General features: G+C 73.4%; 16 protein-coding genes. 3 read left to right on the top strand and 13 right to left on the bottom strand.

Annotated elements, in window-relative coordinates:
* Positions 1–480: 480 nt before the first annotated feature.
* Positions 481–831 carry an Lsr2 family protein gene (locus HA073_RS26230; protein ID WP_166457523.1) on the bottom strand — a complete coding sequence of 117 codons (351 nt, stop codon included), beginning with the start codon at positions 829–831 and terminating at the stop codon, positions 481–483.
* Between the two features lie 122 nt (positions 832–953).
* Positions 954–2,462: a lysine--tRNA ligase gene (lysS, locus tag HA073_RS26225; RefSeq protein WP_166457522.1), complete on the bottom strand. Its 1,509-nt coding sequence runs from the start codon at positions 2,460–2,462 to the stop codon at positions 954–956.
* 93 nt (positions 2,463–2,555) lie between these two features.
* Here lysS and HA073_RS26220 point away from each other — a divergent pair, with 93 nt between their 5' ends.
* A complete protein-coding gene (locus HA073_RS26220) occupies positions 2,556–3,308 on the top strand; it encodes a class I SAM-dependent methyltransferase (protein WP_043327914.1) in 753 nt (250 codons plus the stop codon).
* A gap of 52 nt (positions 3,309–3,360) precedes the next feature.
* On the opposite strand, the gene HA073_RS26215 is transcribed toward HA073_RS26220, so the two are convergent.
* From HA073_RS26215 to HA073_RS26185, 7 genes are all read right to left on the bottom strand, one after another.
* Entirely contained in the window at positions 3,361–4,119 is a 759-nt protein-coding gene (locus HA073_RS26215; protein ID WP_030504826.1) for a type III pantothenate kinase, read from the bottom strand.
* Between the two features lie 9 nt (positions 4,120–4,128).
* Positions 4,129–5,025, bottom strand: a complete 897-nt coding sequence (gene nadC, locus HA073_RS26210; protein WP_064446772.1) for a carboxylating nicotinate-nucleotide diphosphorylase — start codon at positions 5,023–5,025, stop codon at positions 4,129–4,131.
* The gene (locus HA073_RS26205; RefSeq protein ID WP_166457521.1) at positions 5,025–6,713 is read right to left on the bottom strand and encodes an L-aspartate oxidase; all 1,689 of its coding nucleotides are present in this window, start codon (positions 6,711–6,713) and stop codon (positions 5,025–5,027) included. The genes nadC and HA073_RS26205 overlap by 1 nt, the downstream gene beginning before the upstream one ends.
* Positions 6,714–6,774: 61 nt before the next feature.
* Positions 6,775–7,668, bottom strand: coding sequence for a septum formation family protein (locus HA073_RS26200; protein WP_064446773.1), 894 nt, complete (start codon positions 7,666–7,668; stop codon positions 6,775–6,777).
* Positions 7,669–7,838: 170 nt separating this feature from the next.
* A complete protein-coding gene (gene panD / locus HA073_RS26195) occupies positions 7,839–8,267 on the bottom strand; it encodes an aspartate 1-decarboxylase (RefSeq protein WP_166457520.1) in 429 nt (142 codons plus the stop codon).
* Positions 8,268–8,296: 29 nt separating this feature from the next.
* Positions 8,297–9,139 carry a pantoate--beta-alanine ligase gene (gene panC / locus HA073_RS26190; RefSeq protein ID WP_069089316.1) on the bottom strand — a complete coding sequence of 281 codons (843 nt, stop codon included), beginning with the start codon at positions 9,137–9,139 and terminating at the stop codon, positions 8,297–8,299.
* Complete coding sequence (locus HA073_RS26185) at positions 9,139–10,068, bottom strand: Rossmann-like and DUF2520 domain-containing protein (protein WP_166457519.1); 930 nt, start codon at positions 10,066–10,068, stop codon at positions 9,139–9,141. Before HA073_RS26185 ends, panC begins: the two co-directional genes overlap by 1 nt.
* 192 nt (positions 10,069–10,260) lie before the next feature.
* Here HA073_RS26185 and HA073_RS26180 point away from each other — a divergent pair, with 192 nt between their 5' ends.
* Positions 10,261–11,328, top strand: a complete 1,068-nt coding sequence (locus HA073_RS26180) for an SAM-dependent methyltransferase (protein ID WP_166457524.1) — start codon at positions 10,261–10,263, stop codon at positions 11,326–11,328.
* Complete coding sequence (locus HA073_RS26175) at positions 11,325–12,494, top strand: NADH-quinone oxidoreductase subunit D (RefSeq protein ID WP_176722867.1); 1,170 nt, start codon at positions 11,325–11,327, stop codon at positions 12,492–12,494. The genes HA073_RS26180 and HA073_RS26175 overlap by 4 nt, the downstream gene beginning before the upstream one ends.
* A 10-nt stretch (positions 12,495–12,504) precedes the next feature.
* Here the strand turns inward: HA073_RS26175 and HA073_RS26170 are convergent, their stop codons facing one another.
* The 4 genes from HA073_RS26170 to HA073_RS26155 form a co-directional block, all read right to left on the bottom strand.
* Positions 12,505–14,412, bottom strand: a complete 1,908-nt coding sequence (locus HA073_RS26170; protein ID WP_166457518.1) for a hypothetical protein — start codon at positions 14,410–14,412, stop codon at positions 12,505–12,507.
* Positions 14,413–14,545: 133 nt separating this feature from the next.
* Positions 14,546–15,550, bottom strand: a complete 1,005-nt coding sequence (locus HA073_RS26165) for a glycine betaine ABC transporter substrate-binding protein (protein WP_043327905.1) — start codon at positions 15,548–15,550, stop codon at positions 14,546–14,548.
* A 152-nt stretch (positions 15,551–15,702) separates the two neighbouring features.
* Entirely contained in the window at positions 15,703–16,425 is a 723-nt protein-coding gene (locus tag HA073_RS26160) for an ABC transporter permease (RefSeq protein ID WP_051611574.1), read from the bottom strand.
* Positions 16,422–17,111 (bottom strand): ABC transporter permease, encoded by a 690-nt coding sequence (locus tag HA073_RS26155; RefSeq protein ID WP_043327903.1) that lies wholly within the window; start codon positions 17,109–17,111, stop codon positions 16,422–16,424. Before HA073_RS26155 ends, HA073_RS26160 begins: the two co-directional genes overlap by 4 nt.
* Between the last annotated feature and the right edge of the window lie 2 nt (positions 17,112–17,113).

Raw genomic sequence — 17,113 nt, 5'->3', positions numbered from 1 at the left:
GTGCCGTGCGCCTTGATGGTCAGATCTCGGCGGGGCCGGTGCGCGGACGTCCGGGACGGGCGTCCGTGCCTCCTTACTCTATCGCCGCGGACCGTCTCCGCTGAGGTCGTGTGGCCCCGCGAATGCTCGTTCCGACGTCGTTTCAGACAACCGTCCACGCTCAGGAGGTGTTCCGGGACCCCTGCCTGTACGCGCAGAGCGAAATTCGACCGGCGGCAGAGGGCCGGCCGAGCAGACCTGGGCGGCGTCACACACCCGCCGCGCTTGTCCACAACCTGTGGACGGAATCTCCACCGCCTGTGGACAACTTCCCCGGGGGGAGATTTCTTCCCACCCCACCCCGCCTCGCCGCCAGGCGGATCGGACATCCGCCACTCGGCGGGACGCCGGCCGCGAGCGTGACAACGGGGGCGGAAACGGCGACGCCGGGCCGGAGTCGCACTCCGGCCCGGCGTCGCGTCGCCCGTGACGAAGGTGGGGTCAGTGCCCCGCCTTCGCGTGGTACTCGTCCACGATCTCCTGCGGGATCCGGCCCCGGTCGGAGATGTCCTTGCCGGCCTTCTTGGCCCACTCGCGGATGGCCCGGTTCTGCTCGCGGTCGGCGGTCGCGCCGCCCCGGCCCCGAGCGGCCCGGCCACCCACGACCACACCCCCGCGACCGACCTTCGTTCCGTTCGCGATGTACGGCGCGAATACGTCACGCAATTTCTCCGCGTTGGATGCGGAGAGGTCGATCTCGTACTGCACGCCGTCGAGCGCGAACTTGACGGTTTCGTCAGCGTCCCCGCCGTCCAGGTCATCGACCAGCTTGTGAATGATCTGCTTGGCCACGTCCCACATTCCTTTCGAGCAGGGTGCTGCTCCTGCAATACTCGCAAGAGCACAATAACCCGTCCGGCGCTTGTTCCGTCAATAGGACGGGGTAACGAGCCGGAGAAGCTTTGCGGGAGCGCCTACTCCGGCCGGACCAACGGGAACAGGATCGTTTCCCGAATTCCCAGCCCGGTCAGCGCCATCAGCAGGCGGTCGATTCCCATTCCCATGCCACCGGACGGCGGCATTCCATACTCCATCGCTCGGAGAAAATCCTCGTCCAGCCGCATCGCCTCGTCGTCGCCGCGCGCCGCGAGCTGCGCCTGGGCGACCAGCCGATCCCGCTGCACGACCGGGTCGACCAGCTCCGAGTACGCGGTACCCAGCTCGAATCCCAGCACGTACAGGTCCCACTTCTCGGCCAGGCCCGGCTCACTGCGGTGGGCCCGGGTCAGCGGGCTGGTCTCCTCCGGGTAGTCGCGGACGAACGTGGGCGCCTGAAGCGACGGCACCACGAGTTCCTCGAACAACTCCTCAGCCAGCTTGCCCGGTCCCCACTTCGGGTCGACGGAGAGACCGACCTTGTCCGCGTACTCGACCAGCCGTGCCCTTTCGGTGCGGACGGTGACCTCCTCACCGAGTGCTTCGGAAAGGACACCGAACAGTGTCACCGAGCGCCACTCGCCGCCCAGATCGAACTCACGCCCGTCGGCGTGGGTCACCACGGTCGATCCGGCGACCGCGATCGCGGCCTGCTGTACGAGATTTCGGGTCAGCTCGGCCATCGTGTCGTAGTCGCCGTACGCCTGGTACGCCTCCAGCATCGCGAACTCCGGCGAGTGCGAAGAGTCGATGCCCTCATTACGGAAGTTACGGTTGATCTCGAAGACGCGGTCGACGCCACCGACCACCGCGCGCTTGAGAAACAGTTCCGGCGCGATTCGCAGATACAGATCCGTGTCGAGCGCATTGCTGTGGGTCACGAATGGGCGGGCCGCCGCGCCACCGTGCAGCAGTTGCAGCATCGGGGTCTCGACCTCGATGAAGTCCTGCCCGTGCAGCGTGTCCCGCAGGCTGCGGACGGCGGTGGCCCGGGTGCGGACCATCTGCCGGGCCTGCGGGCGGACCACCAGGTCCACGTAGCGCTGGCGGACCCGGGACTCCTCGCTCAGCGGCTTGTGCGCCACCGGCAGCGGGCGCAGCGCCTTGGCGGTGACCACCCATTCCTCGGCCAGCACGGACAGCTCGCCGCGCCGGCTGGTGATCACCTCGCCGGTCACGCCGACGTGGTCGCCGAGGTCGACCAGGCGCTTCCAGTCCGCCAGCCGCTCCGGCCCGACCCGGTCCAGCGAGAGCATCGCCTGGAGTTCGGTGCCGTCACCGTCGCGAAGCGTCGCGAAGCAGAGCTTGCCGGTGTTGCGAATGAAGATCACCCGGCCGGTGACCGAGGCGCGGTCGCCGGTGGCGGTGTCGGTGGGCAGGTCGGCGTAGCGCTCGCGCAGCTGCGCGAGCGTCGTGGTGCGCGGGAAACCCACCGGGTACGGCTCGGTGCCCTCGGCGAGCATCCGGTCCCGCTTCTCCCGGCGGACCTTCATCTGCTCGGGAAGGTCGTCGGCGGGGTCTGCTGGCAGGGCGTTCTGCTCGGTCACGGCACGCTTCCTCAGGCCTTGGGAACATCGGCGGGGTCAGCACATGAGCGTACTCAAGCGGCCTGGCGGCCGTTACGGGATAACCTGCCCGTCATGACCGACCCCACTGCGGCGCTCTCGTTCGGCGCCGCCGCGGCCGAGTACGACCGGTTCCGTCCCCGTTATCCCCGGGCCGCGTTGCGCTGGGCACTGGACGGGCTGCACGACGCCCGGGTGGTCGACCTCGGCGCGGGCACCGGCATCCTCACCCGGGGACTGCTGGCGCTCACCGCGGACGGGACGGTGGCTCAGGTCGTACCCGTGGAACCGGATCCGGGGATGCGGGCGCAACTGGCCGCCGCCACGCCGGGCACGACGGCGCTCGCGGGCAGCGCCGAGGCCGTGCCGCTGCCGGACGGGTCGGTGGACGCGGTGCTGGTCGGGCAGGCCTACCACTGGTTCGACAGGGAGCGGGCGCACGCCGAGGCCGCGCGCGTCCTGCGCCCGAGCGGCACGTTCGCGCCGGTCTGGAACATCCGGGACGAGCGGGTCGGGTGGGTGGCGGAGCTGACCCGGATCGCGCACCTCGGGGACAACGCGGGCGACGTGACGCAGCGGTACGCGGACTTCGGCGCCGCCTTCACCGCTGTCGAGATCGGCGAGTTCGCCCACGCGACCACGCTCACGCCGGACGAGGTGGTGAGCATGCTGCACACCCGCTCGTTCTGGCTGACCGCCGACGCGGACGAGCGGCGACGGGTGGACGCGGAGCTGGCGGAGCTGTTCGCCACCCACCCCGACCTGGCCGGCCGGGAGACGGTCGAGCTGCCCTACCGCACGATGGTGCTCCGGGCCCGGCGGCGTTAAAAAGGGGCCCCTCCTCTACCGGAGGCGTTAACAGGGGGCCCTTCCTTGCACCTCAGGTGTTGCGGTCGTAGACCATCCGCAGGCCGATCAGCGTGATCATCGGCTCGTGGTGGGTGATGGTGTGGCACTCGCCGAGCACCAGCGACGCCAGGCCGCCGGTGGCGATGACCGCCTTGACCCCGCCCAGCTCCTCGGACATCCGCTCGACGATGCGGTCCACCTGACCGGCGAAGCCGAAGTAGAGCCCGGCCTGGAGACACTCGACCGTGTTCTTGCCGATCACCGAGCGCGGGCGGGTCGCCTCCACCTTGCGCAACTGCGCGGCGCGGGCGGCCAGCGCGTCGAAGGAGATCTCGATGCCCGGCGCGAACGCCCCGCCGAGGAACTCCCCCCGGCTGCTGATCACGTCGAAGTTGGTGGTGGTGCCGAAGTCCACCACGATCGACGGCCCGCCGTAGAGCGTGTACGCGGCAAGCGTGTTCACCACGCGGTCCGCGCCCACCTCCTTCGGGTTGTCGATGGCGAGCTGGACGCCGGTGCGGACGCCGGGCTCGACGATCACGCTGGGCAGGTCGGCGTAGTACCTGTCGAGCATGGTGCGCAACGAGCGCAGCGCGGCCGGCACTGTCGAGCAGGCGGCCACCCCGGTGATCTCCACAGCGTCACCGGCGAGCAGCCCGCGGAACATCAGCCCCAGTTCGTCCGCGGTGGAGCGGGCGTCGGTCTTGATGCGCCACGAGTGCACCAGCTTGTCGCCGTCGAAGGTCGCCAGCACGGTGTTCGTGTTTCCGATGTCGATGCAGAGCAGCACAGCGGCAGCCTAGACGTCGCGCAGGTCGAGGGCGATGTCCAGGATCGGCGAGGAGTGGGTGAGCGCGCCGACGGAGAGGAAGTCGACGCCCGTCGCGCCGTACTCGGCGGCCATCGGCAGCGTCAGCCCGCCGGTGGCCTCCAGCTCCGCCCGGTCGCCCACCGACGCCACCACCTCGCGCAGCTGTGCCGGGGTCATGTTGTCCAGCAGCAGGAACTTCGCGCCCGCCTCGACCGCCTCCACCGCCTCGGCCGGCGTGTCCACCTCGACCTGCACCGGGACGTCGGGGAACGCCTCCCGGACCCGGCGGAACGCGGCGCTGATCCCGCCCGCGGCGACCTTGTGGTTGTCCTTGATCATGGCGACGTCGTACAGGCCCATCCGCTTGTTGGTGCCGCCGCCGGCCCGGACCGCGTACTTCTCCAGCGCCCGCAGGCCCGGCGTGGTCTTGCGGGTGTCCAGCACCGTCGCCTTCGTACCGGCCAGCTCGTCGGCCCAGGCCCGGGTGTGCGTCGCCACGCCGGACATGCGGGACAGCAGGTTCAGCGCCGTCCGCTCGGCGGTCAGCAGCAGCCGGGTCGGGCCGGTCACAGTGGCCAGCACGTCGCCGCGCGCCACCCGCTGCCCGTCGTGGGCCACCACCGACACCTCGACCGTACGCCCGGCGCCGGTCACGTCGGCGACCAGCTCGAACACGGCGGCGGCCACCGGCAGCCCGGCCACCACGCCGTCGGCGCGCGCCACCAGATCGGCCGTGTCCTGCTGCTCGTCCGGGATGGTGGCCACGCTCGTCACGTCGAGGAAGTCGGGCCCGAGGTCCTCGTGCAGCGTGTCCAGGATGATCCGCCGGACCCGCTCCGGGTCCAGGCCACCGTCGCGCAGCGCCTGCTCCGTCGACTCCCTCATCAGTGCTTCTCCTCCCAGCGCTCGGCCACCCGGCCGTCCGTATCCACCTCGGCCACCAGGTGGCCCAGCCACCGCTCGTCGGCCGTCGGGAAGTCCTCCCGCCAGTGACAGCCCCGCGTCTCCTGCCGGGCGTACGCGGCCGCGACCAGCGTCGACGCCACGGTGAGCAGGTTCGTCGCCTCCCAGTCGGCGGTACGCGGCACGCCCCGCCCCGCGCCCAGCCCGGTGAGCGCGGCGGCGGTGGCCTCCAGCGTCCGCGCCGACCGGAGCACGCCCGCGCCCCGCGTCATCGCCCGTTGCAGTTCCGCCGTGCCGGACGCCGGCACCAGCGCGCCCGGGCCGCCGATCCAGGCGCCGGTCTCCGCCGGGCGGGCCTGCTCGGGCAGCCCGGCGGCGATGTCCTCGGCGATCCGGCGGGAGAAGACCAGCCCTTCCAGCAGCGAGTTGCTGGCCAGCCGGTTCGCGCCGTGCACGCCGGTGCAGGCGACCTCGCCGCAGGCGTACAGGCCGGGGATTGAGGTACGGCCGCGCAGGTCGGTCCGGACGCCGCCGGAGGCGTAGTGGGCGGCCGGCGCGACCGGGATCAGGTCGGTCGCCGGGTCCACGCCGATGGCCAGGCACGACGCGACGATGGTGGGGAACCGCCGGGCCAGGAAGTCACCGCCGAGGTGCAGGGCGTCCAGGAACACGTGGTCCGCGCCGGACGCGAGCAGCACCCGGTGGATGCCCTTGGCGACCACGTCCCGGGGCGCCAGCTCGGCCAGTTCGTGCTGGCCCACCATGAACCGCTTGCCGTCGCCGTCGACCAGGTGCGCGCCCTCGCCGCGCAGCGCCTCGGAGACCAGCGGCTGCTGGGCCAGCCCCGCGCCCGGCCCGCCGGGCGGCACGATCAGCGCGGTCGGGTGGAACTGCACGAACTCCACGTCGGTGACGGCCGCGCCGGCGCGCAGCGCCAGTGCCACCCCGTCGCCGGTGGACACCGCCGGGTTGGTGGTGGCGGCGAAGATCTGCCCCATCCCGCCGGTGGCCAGCACGACCGCGCGGCCGAGGATCGCGCCGACGCCGTCCTCGCTGCCCTCGCCGAGCACGTGCAGCGTGATCCCGCAGGCCGGACCGAGCCCGCCCGGCCCGTCGCCGGGGGCGCGCAGCAGGTCCAGCACCAGCGCGTGCTCGACCAGCCGGATCCACGGGTCGCGGCGTACCGCGTCGTGCAGCGCCCGCTGCACCTCCGCGCCGGTGGCGTCACCGCCGGCGTGCACGATCCGGTCGGCGCGGTGGCCGCCCTCCCGGGTCAGCATCAGCGACCCGTCCGCGTTGCGGTCGAACTCCGCCCCGATCCGCATCAGCTCGCGCAGCCGGGTCGGGCCCTCGGCCACGAGCGCGCGGACCGCCGCCGGGTCGCAGAGGCCGACGCCGGCCACCTCGGTGTCGTACGCGTGCGCGTCCGGCGTGTCCGCCGGGTCCAGTACGGCGGCGATGCCGCCCTGCGCCCAGCGCGTCGAACCCTCGTCCATGTCGACCTTGGTGACCACAGTGACGTGCAGACCCGCCTCGCGCAGGTGCAGCGCGGCGGTCAGCCCGGCCACGCCGGAGCCGACCACGATCACGTCTGTCGTCTCCACCCACCCGGGGGCGGGCGCGGCGAGCAGCCGGGGCAGCGTCGGCAGGTCGACGGTGGGTAGGTCCATGAGCACAGTCAACCCGAAGCGAACTCGGCTCGGGCGCGGGGGGCGTGACGAGTGCCCTCGGCTACCTCGTCCGGCGCGGCAGGGCAGCCGGTCCGGCGCCCTTGAGCGAGGTGGTCACCGTACGGTCGCTGAGCCATAGGTAGCAGCGCACGCCCCGGTCGCCGACCGCCCAGCGACCGGCGGCGGGCGGGCGGACCACCACGTCGCTGCGGTAGCGCAGGAACGCGTCGGCGGGCACCCCGGCGTAGCGGGCGATCACGGCGAAGCAGCCGTCGTAGAGGGGAACCCAGTCCTCCGGCTTCTTCGGGTACGGGCGGTCCGGCGCCGCCCACACGCCGACGAACTCCGCGTCGTGCGCGACAGCGCAGTCGACCGGGGTGAGCCGCTGCACCCGGCCCGCCTCCCGGGTGGTGCGCTGGCAGCCCAGCCGCAGCGGGGAGGGCGGCTTGAGCGCGTCGCGCAGGCTGCCGGTACGGGTGACCACGGTGGCCGCCGCCTCGACCGTGGTCAGCTCGGTCAGGTCGCACCGGTACCAGCGGGAGCCGGCCGTCCAGCCGAGGGCGGTCGGCACCGCCACCGCCAGCCGGAGGCGTCCGGCGCGCCAGTCGTCACCCACGTACCCGCTGGCCCGTTTGTCGCAGTCGGCGAACGCGGTACGCATCTCCGGTGAGGCGAGCGCCGGCGGGGCGGGCCGGTCGGCGGTGAACGCCCCGACGTGCACGGTCTCCACCCGGTGCGGCAGTTCGCAGCCGACCGGCGCGTACGCGGACAGGCCGACGCTCGGGATGAAGTCGGCGACCTGGCAGACCTCTGCGGCCGGGGTGAACGGCCCGGGTGCGGCCATCGCAGGCCAGTCGTCGGCGAGGTCGCCGTCCAGGCCGCCGGTGCCGGCGCAGCCGGTCAGAGCGGCGCTCGCGACCATCGCGGCGACCAGGAAGCTCATCGCACGGCGCATCGCGGCCTCCCCCAGCCGACGACCGTCGATCCCCGACGGTCCGCCCAGGGTAGCCGAAAATGACCTTCCGGTGACAGACCGCGTTCCCCGCTCTTCCGCCCCGTCGATCTTGCACTAACCGCCTCGACAAACCGCCTGAAAGGGGTGGCGGAGGGACCGCGATCGCAAGATCAACGGGGAGAGGCGGCCAGGGGGTTGGGGACGGGGGCGCCTGCGGTGCCGGGGGCGGCCGTGGCCGGGTCGGCGGTCAGGTCCACGACCTTGTTGTCGGCGTCGACGTGGACCACCTTCGGGCGGTACGTGCGGGCCTCGGCGTCGTCCATCTGCCCGTACGAGATGAGGATGACCAGGTCACCGGGGTGCACCAGGTGCGCGGCGGCGCCGTTGATGCCGATCACGCCGCTGCCCCGCCGCCCCGGGATCACGTACGTCTCCAGCCGCGCGCCGTTCGTGATGTCCACGATCGCCACCTGCTCGCCGGGGAGCAGGTCCGCCGCGTCGAGCAGATCCTCGTCCACAGTCACCGAGCCGACGTAGTGCAGGTCGGCCTGGGTCACGGTGGCGCGATGGATCTTCGACTTGAGCATGGTCCGGAACATCGGGGTGCCTTTCCGCATTCGTGGTGGGGTCAGGGACGCGGCGCGAGGTGGATCGCCGTGTTGTCGATCAGGCGGGTGGCGCCGACCCAGGCCGCGATCAGCAGCCGGGCCGGCCCGTCGACCGGGCCGGGTTCCAGCTCGGTGTCGGTGAGCACCAGGTAGTCGAGGCGGGCGGCCGGGTTGTCGAAGGCCCGGTGGGCGGCCGCGAGCACCGCGCCCGCGTCCTCGCCCCGCTCGGCCGCCGCCGCCCCGGCCCGCAGCGCTACGGACAGGCTCAGCGCCGCCTCCCGCTCCGCCGCCGACAGGTAACGGTTGCGGCTGGACAGGGCCAGGCCGTCCGGTTCGCGTACGGTCGGCACGCCGACGATCTCGGTCGGCACGTCGAGGTCGCGGACCATCCGGCGCACCAGGGTGAGCTGCTGGTAGTCCTTCTCGCCGAAGAAGGCCAGGTCGGGCTGCGTGAGCTGGAGCAGCTTCATGACCACCGTGAGCACGCCGTGGAAGAAGCCGGGACGGCTCAGACCCTCCAGGTCCTCGCCGAGCGGCCCCGGGTTCAGCCGTACCGTCGGCTGCCCCTCCGGGTACATCTCGGCCACCGGCGGCGCGAACACCGCGTCCACCCCCACCCGGCGGCAGATCTCCAGGTCCGTGTCGAGCGTGCGCGGGTAGCGGTCGAAGTCCTCGTTCGGGCCGAACTGCAGCGGGTTCACGAAGATCGTCACGATGACGTGGTCGGCCCGCTCGCGGGCGGCCCGCAGCAGCATCTCGTGCCCGGCGTGCAGCGCGCCCATGGTCATCACCACGCCGACCGTGCCGGTCATCGCCTCGCGGGCGGCCGCCAGCTCCTTGCGCGTGTGCAGCACCTCGGCCATCAGGCCGCCACCTCGATTCCGTCCAGCACGTCCCGGAGGGCGGCCGCGTCCGCCGGGCGCAGGCGGCCGACCGCGACGGCGCGGTCCGCCGTCCGTCGTGCCAACGCCAGATACGCGGGTACGGATTCCGGCGCGGTCCGCGCCAGCCGGTCCAGATGCCGGCGTACGGTGCCCGCGTCGCCCCGCGACACCGGGCCGGTCAGCGCGTCGTCGCCCAACCGCAGCGCGTTCTCCAACGCGGCCCGCAGCAGCGGGGCGAGCACTTTCTCCGGCCGCTCCACGCCGGCGTCACGCAGCCGGTCCGACGCCTCGTTGACCAGCGTCACCAGGTGGTTCGCGCCGTGCGCGAGCGCCGCGTGGTAGAGCGGCCGGTCGGTCTCGCCGACCCACTCCGGCACACCGCCCAGGTCGGCCACCAGCCGGGCCGCGAACGCGCGCAGCTCGGCCGGGGCGGTCACGCCGTACGAGATGCCGGGCAGGCGGGACAGGTCGTCCGGCGTACCGGTGAAGGTCATCGCCGGGTGCAGCGCGAGCGGCCGGGCGCCGGCCTCGGCGGCCGGGGCCAGCACGGCCAGCCCGTGCGCGCCGGACGTGTGCGCCACCACCTGGCCGGGGCGCAGCGCGCCGCTCGCGGCCAGGTCGGCGATCACGCCCGCGAGCGCGTCGTCGGGGACGGCGACGATCAGCAGGTGGGTGGCGGCACGCGCCACCTCGGACGCGGAGCGGTGCGGGGTCTCGGGCAGCAGCAGCGCCAGCCGGGCCCCTGTCGCGCCCGAGGCGCCGGACGCGGCGACCACGCGGTGGCCGGCGGCGGCGAGAGCCGCGCCCAGCGTGGCGCCGACCCGGCCGGCGCCGAGCACGCCGACGGCGAGGGTACGCGGGAAGACGAGCGGGGCAGCGGTGGCCCGGTGGCGCAGCGGTGCGCTCATGGCGGCGATCCAGTCCTCGAAGGGGGTACCGGTCGATGGCAAGTATGCGCCCGGGTGACAGACCGGAAACAAGAAGGTGTGAAAACCTTCACCGGCCGCCCGAAGAGGCCGCTGCGGTGGCGGGCAAACCGCACTTTCGGGTACGTCCCGTAGGGTCGGCGGGTGACCACCCCGCTGCGCTGGCGCGACGCGATGGAGCAGGCGTTGTACGGGCCGGACGGGTTCTTCGTCTCCGGCGCCGGCCCAGCCGCGCACTTCCGCACGAGCGTGCACGCCTCACCCGTCTTCGCCGCCTGCCTGCTGCGGCAACTCGAAGCGGTGGACGCGGCGCTGGGCCACCCGGACCGGCTGGACGTGGTGGACGTGGGCGCGGGCCGGGGCGAACTGCTCCGGGCCCTGCTGGCCCGGGCCGCACCCGAGCTGTCCGCCCGGATCCACCCGGTGGCAGTGGAACGAGCCACCCGCCCGCCGGACCTGCCTCCGGAGATCGACTGGCGAACCGACATCCCCGACGGCATCACCGGCCTGCTCCTGGCCACCGAATGGCTGGACAACGTCCCGGTGGACGTGGCGGTCCACACCCAGGCAGGCTGGCGCCTCCTCCTGGTGAACCCGAGAACCGGCGAGGAGACGCTGGGCCCGCCCCCGTCCCCCACCGAAACCACCTGGCTGACCCACTGGTGGCCCCCGGCCCTCCCGCGCAACGCCCCGTTGACCAAGGAGTTTGCGGACGTGGAGAGCTCGGATCAGGACACAAACTCCTTGATCAACGCCGTTGGTGGGGGCGGCAGCAGCGGTGGGCGGGCGGAGATCGGGGTGGGGCGGGATCTGGCCTGGGCGGGGGCCGTCGGGAAGGTGGCGCGGGGGCTGGCGCTTGCGGTGGACTACGGGCATCTGCGGGACTCGCGTCCCCTGGACGGGACGTTGACCGGGTATCGGGGTGGGCGGCAGGTGCCGCCGGTTCCGGACGGGTCGTGCGACGTGACGGCGCACGTCGCCATGGACTCGGTCGCCTCCGCCGGTGAGCGGGTCGCGCGGTGCGCGTACTCAGTGGTCTCTCAGCGGGAGGCGTTGCGGGCGCTCGGGGCCGACGGCGGGCGACCGCCGCTGAGCCTGGCCTCCCGCGACCCGGCCGGCTACCTGCGGGCGCTCGCCGCGGCGTCGGCGGCGGCCGAGCTGACCGACCCGGCCGGGCTCGGCGGGCACCTGTGGCTGCGGCAGCCGGTCGGCGTCGCGCTCGACGCGGTCGTGGCACGATGACGGGCATGACCACGGACGCCGCCGACCTCCGCGAGCTCACAGTCGGCACCGGCGCGGGCGGTGAGCAGCTCGGCACCGACATGGTGCTCAACATCGGGCCGCAGCACCCCTCGACGCACGGCGTGCTGCGGCTGAAGCTGGTGCTCGACGGCGAGCGGGTGGTCGCCGCCGAACCGATCGTCGGCTACATGCACCGGGGAGCGGAGAAGCTCTTCGAGGTACGCGACTACCGGCAGATCATCGTGCTGGCGAACCGGCACGACTGGCTGTCGGCGTTCTCCAACGAGCTGGGCGTGGTGCTCGCGGTCGAGCGGCTGATGGGCATGGAGGTGCCGGAACGCGCCACCTGGCTGCGGATGGCGCTGGCCGAGCTGAACCGGGTGCTCAACCACCTGATGTTCCTCGGCTCGTACCCGCTGGAGATCGGCGCGATCACGCCGATGTTCTACGCGTTCCGGGAACGGGAGACCATCCAGGCCGTGATGGAGGAGGTCTCCGGCGGCCGGATCCACTACATGTTCAACCGGGTCGGCGGCCTGAAGGAGGAGGTGCCGTCCGGCTGGACCGGACGCGCCCGCGCCGCCATCGCCGAGGTACGCCGCCGGATGCCCGACCTGGACAACCTGATCCGGCGCAACGACATCTTCCTGGCCCGTACCGTCGGGGTCGGCGTGCTCTCCGCCGCCGACGCCGCCGCGTTCGGCGCGTCCGGGCCGGTCGCCCGCGCCTCCGGGCTCGACCTCGACCTGCGTCGCGACGAGCCGTACCTGGCCTACGACCAGCTCGACGTGCCCGTGGTGACGAAGACCGCCGGGGACTGTCACGCCCGCTTCGAGGTGCTGCTCGACCAGGTGTACGTCTCGCTCGACCTCGCCGAGCAGTGCCTGGACCGGGTGGACCGGATCAGCGGGCCGGTGAACACGCGGCTGCCGAAGGTGCTGAAGGCGCCGGAGGGGCACACGTACGCCTGGACCGAGAACCCGCTCGGCATCAACGGCTACTACCTGGTGTCCCGGGGCGAGAAGACGCCGTGGCGGATGAAGCTGCGCACCGCCTCGTACGCGAACGTGCAGGCGCTGTCGTCGCTGCTGCCCGGCTGCCTGGTGCCCGACCTGATCGCCATTCTCGGCTCGATGTTCTTCGTGGTCGGCGACATCGACAAGTGATCGTGGGCGCTCAGCGCCAGCGGTCGGCGGTGTCCCGCTGCTGGCCGTGGGCGCCGCGCTCCGAGCCTCGCCATTCCGGTTCCGGCTGACGCCACTGCGGTTCCGGCTGACGCCACTCCGGCTCGGCCGGACGCCACTGCGACTCGCCCTGGCGCCACTCCGGTTCGGGTTGACGCCAGTCCGGCTCGAACTCGCGGCGCTGCGAATCGGCCGGACGCCTCTCCGGCTCCGGCGGACGCCACTGCGGTTCCGGCTGACGCCACTGCGGCTCGGGCTCGGGCTCGCGGCGCGCCGATTCGGGCTGACGCCACTCCGGGGGCGGCTGGCGCCACTCCGGCTGGCCGCTGCGCTGGGTCGGCGGCCGCCACTCGTCCGGCACCGGCACCCCGCCGGCCGGCAACGCCGGGTGGCCGTCACCCGGCCCACCCGCGTCCGCCCTGCCGCCGCGCACCGACGCCCATCGGTCCTCGATCCGGTACTCCGTGCCGGCGCTGTCGGCGTGCATCGCGGCCCGTCGCTCCCCGAGGCGGATCTCCCGGCCCGCGTCGTCGTCGCGGACCGCCGCCCAGCGGTTACCCGCACGCAGCTCGGACCAGTGATCGCCGTCCGCCCGGTCCCGGCCTTCCCGCGCGTCCAGGGCCCCGGACGCGCCCGGTTCGCTGTGCCGGACGGCCGGTTCGCTGTGCCGCGCGGCGGGTTCGCTGTGCCGCGCGGCGGGTTCGCTGTGCCGCGCGGCCGGTGGCCAGGCCGGAACGTCGGCCGCGCCGCCCGGCGCCCAGCCGGCCCGGTCGTCGCCCGACCACTGTCGCTGCTCCTGGGCCGCAGCCCGGCCCTGATCGTCCGACCAACGGCCACCCACGGACCAGCCCTGCTCCCCGCCGACGCCCGCCCACGGATGCTCGGCGCCCGCGCGTCCGGCGTCGGCAGGCGAGTGCCCGTCACCCGGCCCGAAGCCGTCGTCCCGCGCACTCCCGACCCGGCGGCCGTACCCGGAGCGCTCGCCACCCGCCGGAGCACCCCAGCCGCTGTCGTCCGTGCCGGTCCATCCCGCGTCGGCCCGGTCCTCGCGGCCCCGCTCACGCTGCCCCGCGCCCCGGTGATCGGCCGGGTCGCCGCCCCGGGAGCGGTCCTCGTCCGACCAACCGCCGGGGAATCCGCCGTACCGGGAGCCGGTCGGCTCGGCGCCACCGCCGACGATGGTGTGCCGGGTGGTGACGTGCACGGTCTCGGTGTGGTGGACCACGCCCACCGGGCGGGACTCCGGCCGGGCGGCCGGTTCGGACACGCGCGCCGACCCGTACACGCCGCTCCCGGGCCGGTCCGGCGGGCGTACCGCCGCCCGCGCCGGCTCGGCGTCGTGGCGACCCGCCCGCGGCGGTTCGCCGTCGGGCTCGCCGCCGTAGCGGCCACCGGAGTACGCCGGACGAGCCGGTTCGTCCTCGTCGCGACCGGCCGGGTGGCCCCGATCCGCCTCGTACGCCCCGGCGGCCGGCACCCGGGCCGCGCCGCTCGGGCGATCCTGGGCGGGCGCGGAGGCCAGTCCCGCGGCGGCCGCATCGAGCCGATGCCGCACCGCCCCGGCCGCCTCCTCCGCCCGGCGTGCCTGGTCCAGCGCCTGGTTGCCGCGTTGAGCGGCGGCCACTATCTCGGCCCGCAGCTCCCGCCGGAGCTGCTCCAGCTCCTCGCGCAACTCCTCGGACGCCGCGCCGCCCGAACCGCCCTCCGGCCGCAGCGCGATGGACAGGCCGATCAGCACGACGGCGAGGATCGCCAGGACCGCGCCGAACCGGAGCGAGCCGTTGCCGTCGGCGATCAGCAGGATGAGCGCGGCCAGCGGCGCCAGCCCCACACCGGCCCAGAACAGGACTGTCAGCGGGGTGGGGTTGCGCTTGTCGGCAGGAGCGACCGAGGCGGGCATGGCTGAGCACAGTACCGAGAGTTCCACCTGAGGGGAACGGGTCGGCGTGACTCGATGTGCGGGCCTGCTGAGCAGGCAACCGCCCGGGGTGCGCGGCCGGTCGGCGCGCGTGGCGCCGGCCGGCCGCGGCGCGTCAGCTCGTGGCCAGCGCGGCGTCGGAGGAGAAGACCAGGCCGACGCTCGCGGCGCCGGTCTTCAGCGCGTTCTTGGTCTGCGGGCCGCCCGCGTCCAGCGAACTGAACGAGCCCGCCTTGAAGTCGTAGACCTCGACCAGACCGGCCTGGCACTTCGGCCGCTGCGGGCACTCCGGCGGACCGGCGAGCACGGTGGCCTGCCCGGAGCACTTCGCGGCCAGCTCGGAGAGCGTGGACACGCCGTACTTGTCGGCGAACGCCTTGGTCACCGCGAACGCGTTCTGGTCCTGCGCCTGGGACGGCTGGCCGAACACCAGGCCGGCCTTGTCGCCCTCGGTCTTCAGCGCGGCGACCGTCTTGTCCAGCTCCGGTGAGGAGACGGGCTGGGCGTCCTTGCCGTTGGCCTTGGTGTTGAGGAACTCCGCCATGGTGGCGGCGTACTCCGGGACGACCTGGATCTGCCCCTTCTCCAGAGCCGGGCCGTACAGCTCCCGGTTGCCGATCGTCTGCACCTTGACCTGGTAGCCCGCCGCCTCCAGCGCGATCTTGTAGAGCTCGGCGATGGTCTGGCTCTCGCTGAAGTTGCCGGCGCCGACGGTGATCTGGCCGCCCGGGCCCTTCTCGATCCCGTCGGTCACGCCGTTGGCGGACGCGAACTCCTTCGCCGCCGCCTGGGGCGTCTTGCGGTCGACGTCGACTGCCCGGTTGAGCTGGATCAGCTTCGGGGTGTCGAGCTTCGCGGAGACCTTGTCCAGCGCGGCGACGAGCTGCGGCGTGGCCGCCTTCGCGTTGATCGCGGGAATGACGTTGTCGGTGTTCTGGAGCTTCTTGTCGTCGGTCAGGACGACGAGCTGGTCGCCCGCCACCGGGGCACAGCCGGCCCCCGAGGCGCCCTGCTCGGGCGCGTCGGTGCCGGACGAGCCGGCGTCGCCGCAGCCGGTGAGGAGAGCGGCCGCGGTGAGTGCGCCGAACGCCCCCGCGACCAGTCGTGTACGCGCACGCATGAGTGCCCGCCTTCCGTGTCCCGGCGCGACCCGTCGGGCCGGCCGCGTGTCCGACGGGCGAACCGGACGGCCACCCGCGACTCCAGCCAATATCCTCCGGACCCGACCGACAAACTCGGAGCGGTTTTCGTCACCCGATCGTCACCGGCGGCTCAACTTCCGGCCGTCGCAGCCGTCGCGCGGCGGTTCGCCCGGCGGCGGACCGGGCGCAGCGGACGCGGCGTGACGAGCCGCTCCACGATCGCGAGCAGCCCCTCGACGAGCAGCGCCAGCCCGGCGACCAGCACCCCGCCGGCGATGATCTGGCCGCCGCCGGCGGCGATGTCGAGCCCGAAGCCGGCCCGGATGATCTGGCCCAGCCCGCCGCCGTTGACGAACGAGGCCAGCGCGGCGGTGGCCACCACCTGCACGGCCGCGGTACGGAAACCGGCCGCCAGGTAGGGCACGGCAAGCGGCAGCTCCACCCGGCGCAGCACCTGCCCGCCGGACAGCCCCATCCCATGTGCCGCGTCCCGCGCCTCCGGGTCGGCCTGCCGCACCCCGGTGTACGCGTTCGCCAGCAGCGGCGGCACCGCGAAGACCGCGAGCGCCACCACCACCGCCGGCCGGCCGAAGCCGAGGAAGGTCAGCGGGAGGATGGTCAGCAGGGCCAGGGTCGGGATCGCCAGCGTGACGTTGGAGACCAGCAGCACCAGCCCGCCGCCCCGGCCGCTGTGCCCGAGCCACAGGCCGATCGGCCAGGCCACCAGGCATCCGAGCAGCACCGCCAGGGCGGACATGCTCAGGTGCTCGCCGAGGCGGTCCAGCACGCCGCCGGGATTGGTCCAGTTCAGCGGGTCGTTCAGCCAGACGACCGCCTGCTCGACGGGGTTCACCGGGCGGACCTCCCGCGCAGCCACGGGGTGAGCAGGCGGCCCACGCCGGCCAGCACCAGGTCCAGCACCAGCGCCAGCAGCACGCACAGCACCGTGCCGGTCATGATCTGTGCCTTGTAGAAGTTGTTCTGGAAGCCGGCGAAGATGAGCTGGCCGAGCCCGCCCCGGCCGACCACCACACCCACCGTGACCAGCGCGACAGTCGACACCGTCGCCAGCCGTACGCCGGTGAGGATGCCGGGCAGCGCCAGCGGCAGCTCGATCCGGAACAGCCGCCCCCACCGGCCGTACCCCATGCCCTCGGCGGCCTCCCGCACCTCCGGCGGCACCTGGTTCAGCCCGGCCAGCGCGTTGCGCACGATGACCAGCAGCGCGTACAGCGCCACCACGGTGAGCACGGTGATCGCGCCGATGCCCAGGTAGGGCGCGAGGAAGGCGAACAGCGCCAGCGACGGGACGGTGTAGAGCACCCCGGTCAGCGCAAGGATGGAGGCCGACAACGACCGGAACCAGTACGCGAGCACCGCGAGCGGCAGCGCCACCAGCGCGGCGATCACCACGGCCCGGGCGGTCAGCCAGGTGTGCTCACGCAGCGCGGCCAGGATCGTGTCAGAGTTGTCCCGCACGTACTGCCAGGAGAACCACGGATTACCCGGGTCGGCCCGGTAGCTCAGGTGGAGGGACACAG

It is taken from the genome of Micromonospora sp. CMU55-4, from assembly GCF_011602315.1.
GTDB classification, from domain to species: domain Bacteria; phylum Actinomycetota; class Actinomycetes; order Mycobacteriales; family Micromonosporaceae; genus Micromonospora; species Micromonospora chalcea.
Note: the sequence above shows the minus strand (reverse complement) of the source record. Positions and strands in the feature narration are given on the sequence as shown.

What these genes read in the sequence shown, in the direction of transcription:
- HA073_RS26205 (WP_166457521.1), bottom strand. Translation starts at nt 6,713, where the DNA reads ATGGACCTACCCACCGTCGACCTGCCGACGCTGCCCCGGCTGCTCGCC.
- HA073_RS26175 (WP_176722867.1), top strand. Translation starts at nt 11,325, where the DNA reads ATGACGGGCATGACCACGGACGCCGCCGACCTCCGCGAGCTCACAGTC.
- HA073_RS26200 (WP_064446773.1), bottom strand. Translation starts at nt 7,668, where the DNA reads ATGCGCCGTGCGATGAGCTTCCTGGTCGCCGCGATGGTCGCGAGCGCC.
- panC (WP_069089316.1), bottom strand. Translation starts at nt 9,139, where the DNA reads ATGGCCGAGGTGCTGCACACGCGCAAGGAGCTGGCGGCCGCCCGCGAG.
- panD (WP_166457520.1), bottom strand. Translation starts at nt 8,267, where the DNA reads ATGTTCCGGACCATGCTCAAGTCGAAGATCCATCGCGCCACCGTGACC.
- nadC (WP_064446772.1), bottom strand. Translation starts at nt 5,025, where the DNA reads ATGAGGGAGTCGACGGAGCAGGCGCTGCGCGACGGTGGCCTGGACCCG.
- HA073_RS26220 (WP_043327914.1), top strand. Translation starts at nt 2,556, where the DNA reads ATGACCGACCCCACTGCGGCGCTCTCGTTCGGCGCCGCCGCGGCCGAG.
- HA073_RS26165 (WP_043327905.1), bottom strand. Translation starts at nt 15,550, where the DNA reads ATGCGTGCGCGTACACGACTGGTCGCGGGGGCGTTCGGCGCACTCACC.
- HA073_RS26180 (WP_166457524.1), top strand. Translation starts at nt 10,261, where the DNA reads ATGGAGCAGGCGTTGTACGGGCCGGACGGGTTCTTCGTCTCCGGCGCC.
- HA073_RS26170 (WP_166457518.1), bottom strand. Translation starts at nt 14,412, where the DNA reads ATGCCCGCCTCGGTCGCTCCTGCCGACAAGCGCAACCCCACCCCGCTG.
- HA073_RS26185 (WP_166457519.1), bottom strand. Translation starts at nt 10,068, where the DNA reads ATGAGCGCACCGCTGCGCCACCGGGCCACCGCTGCCCCGCTCGTCTTC.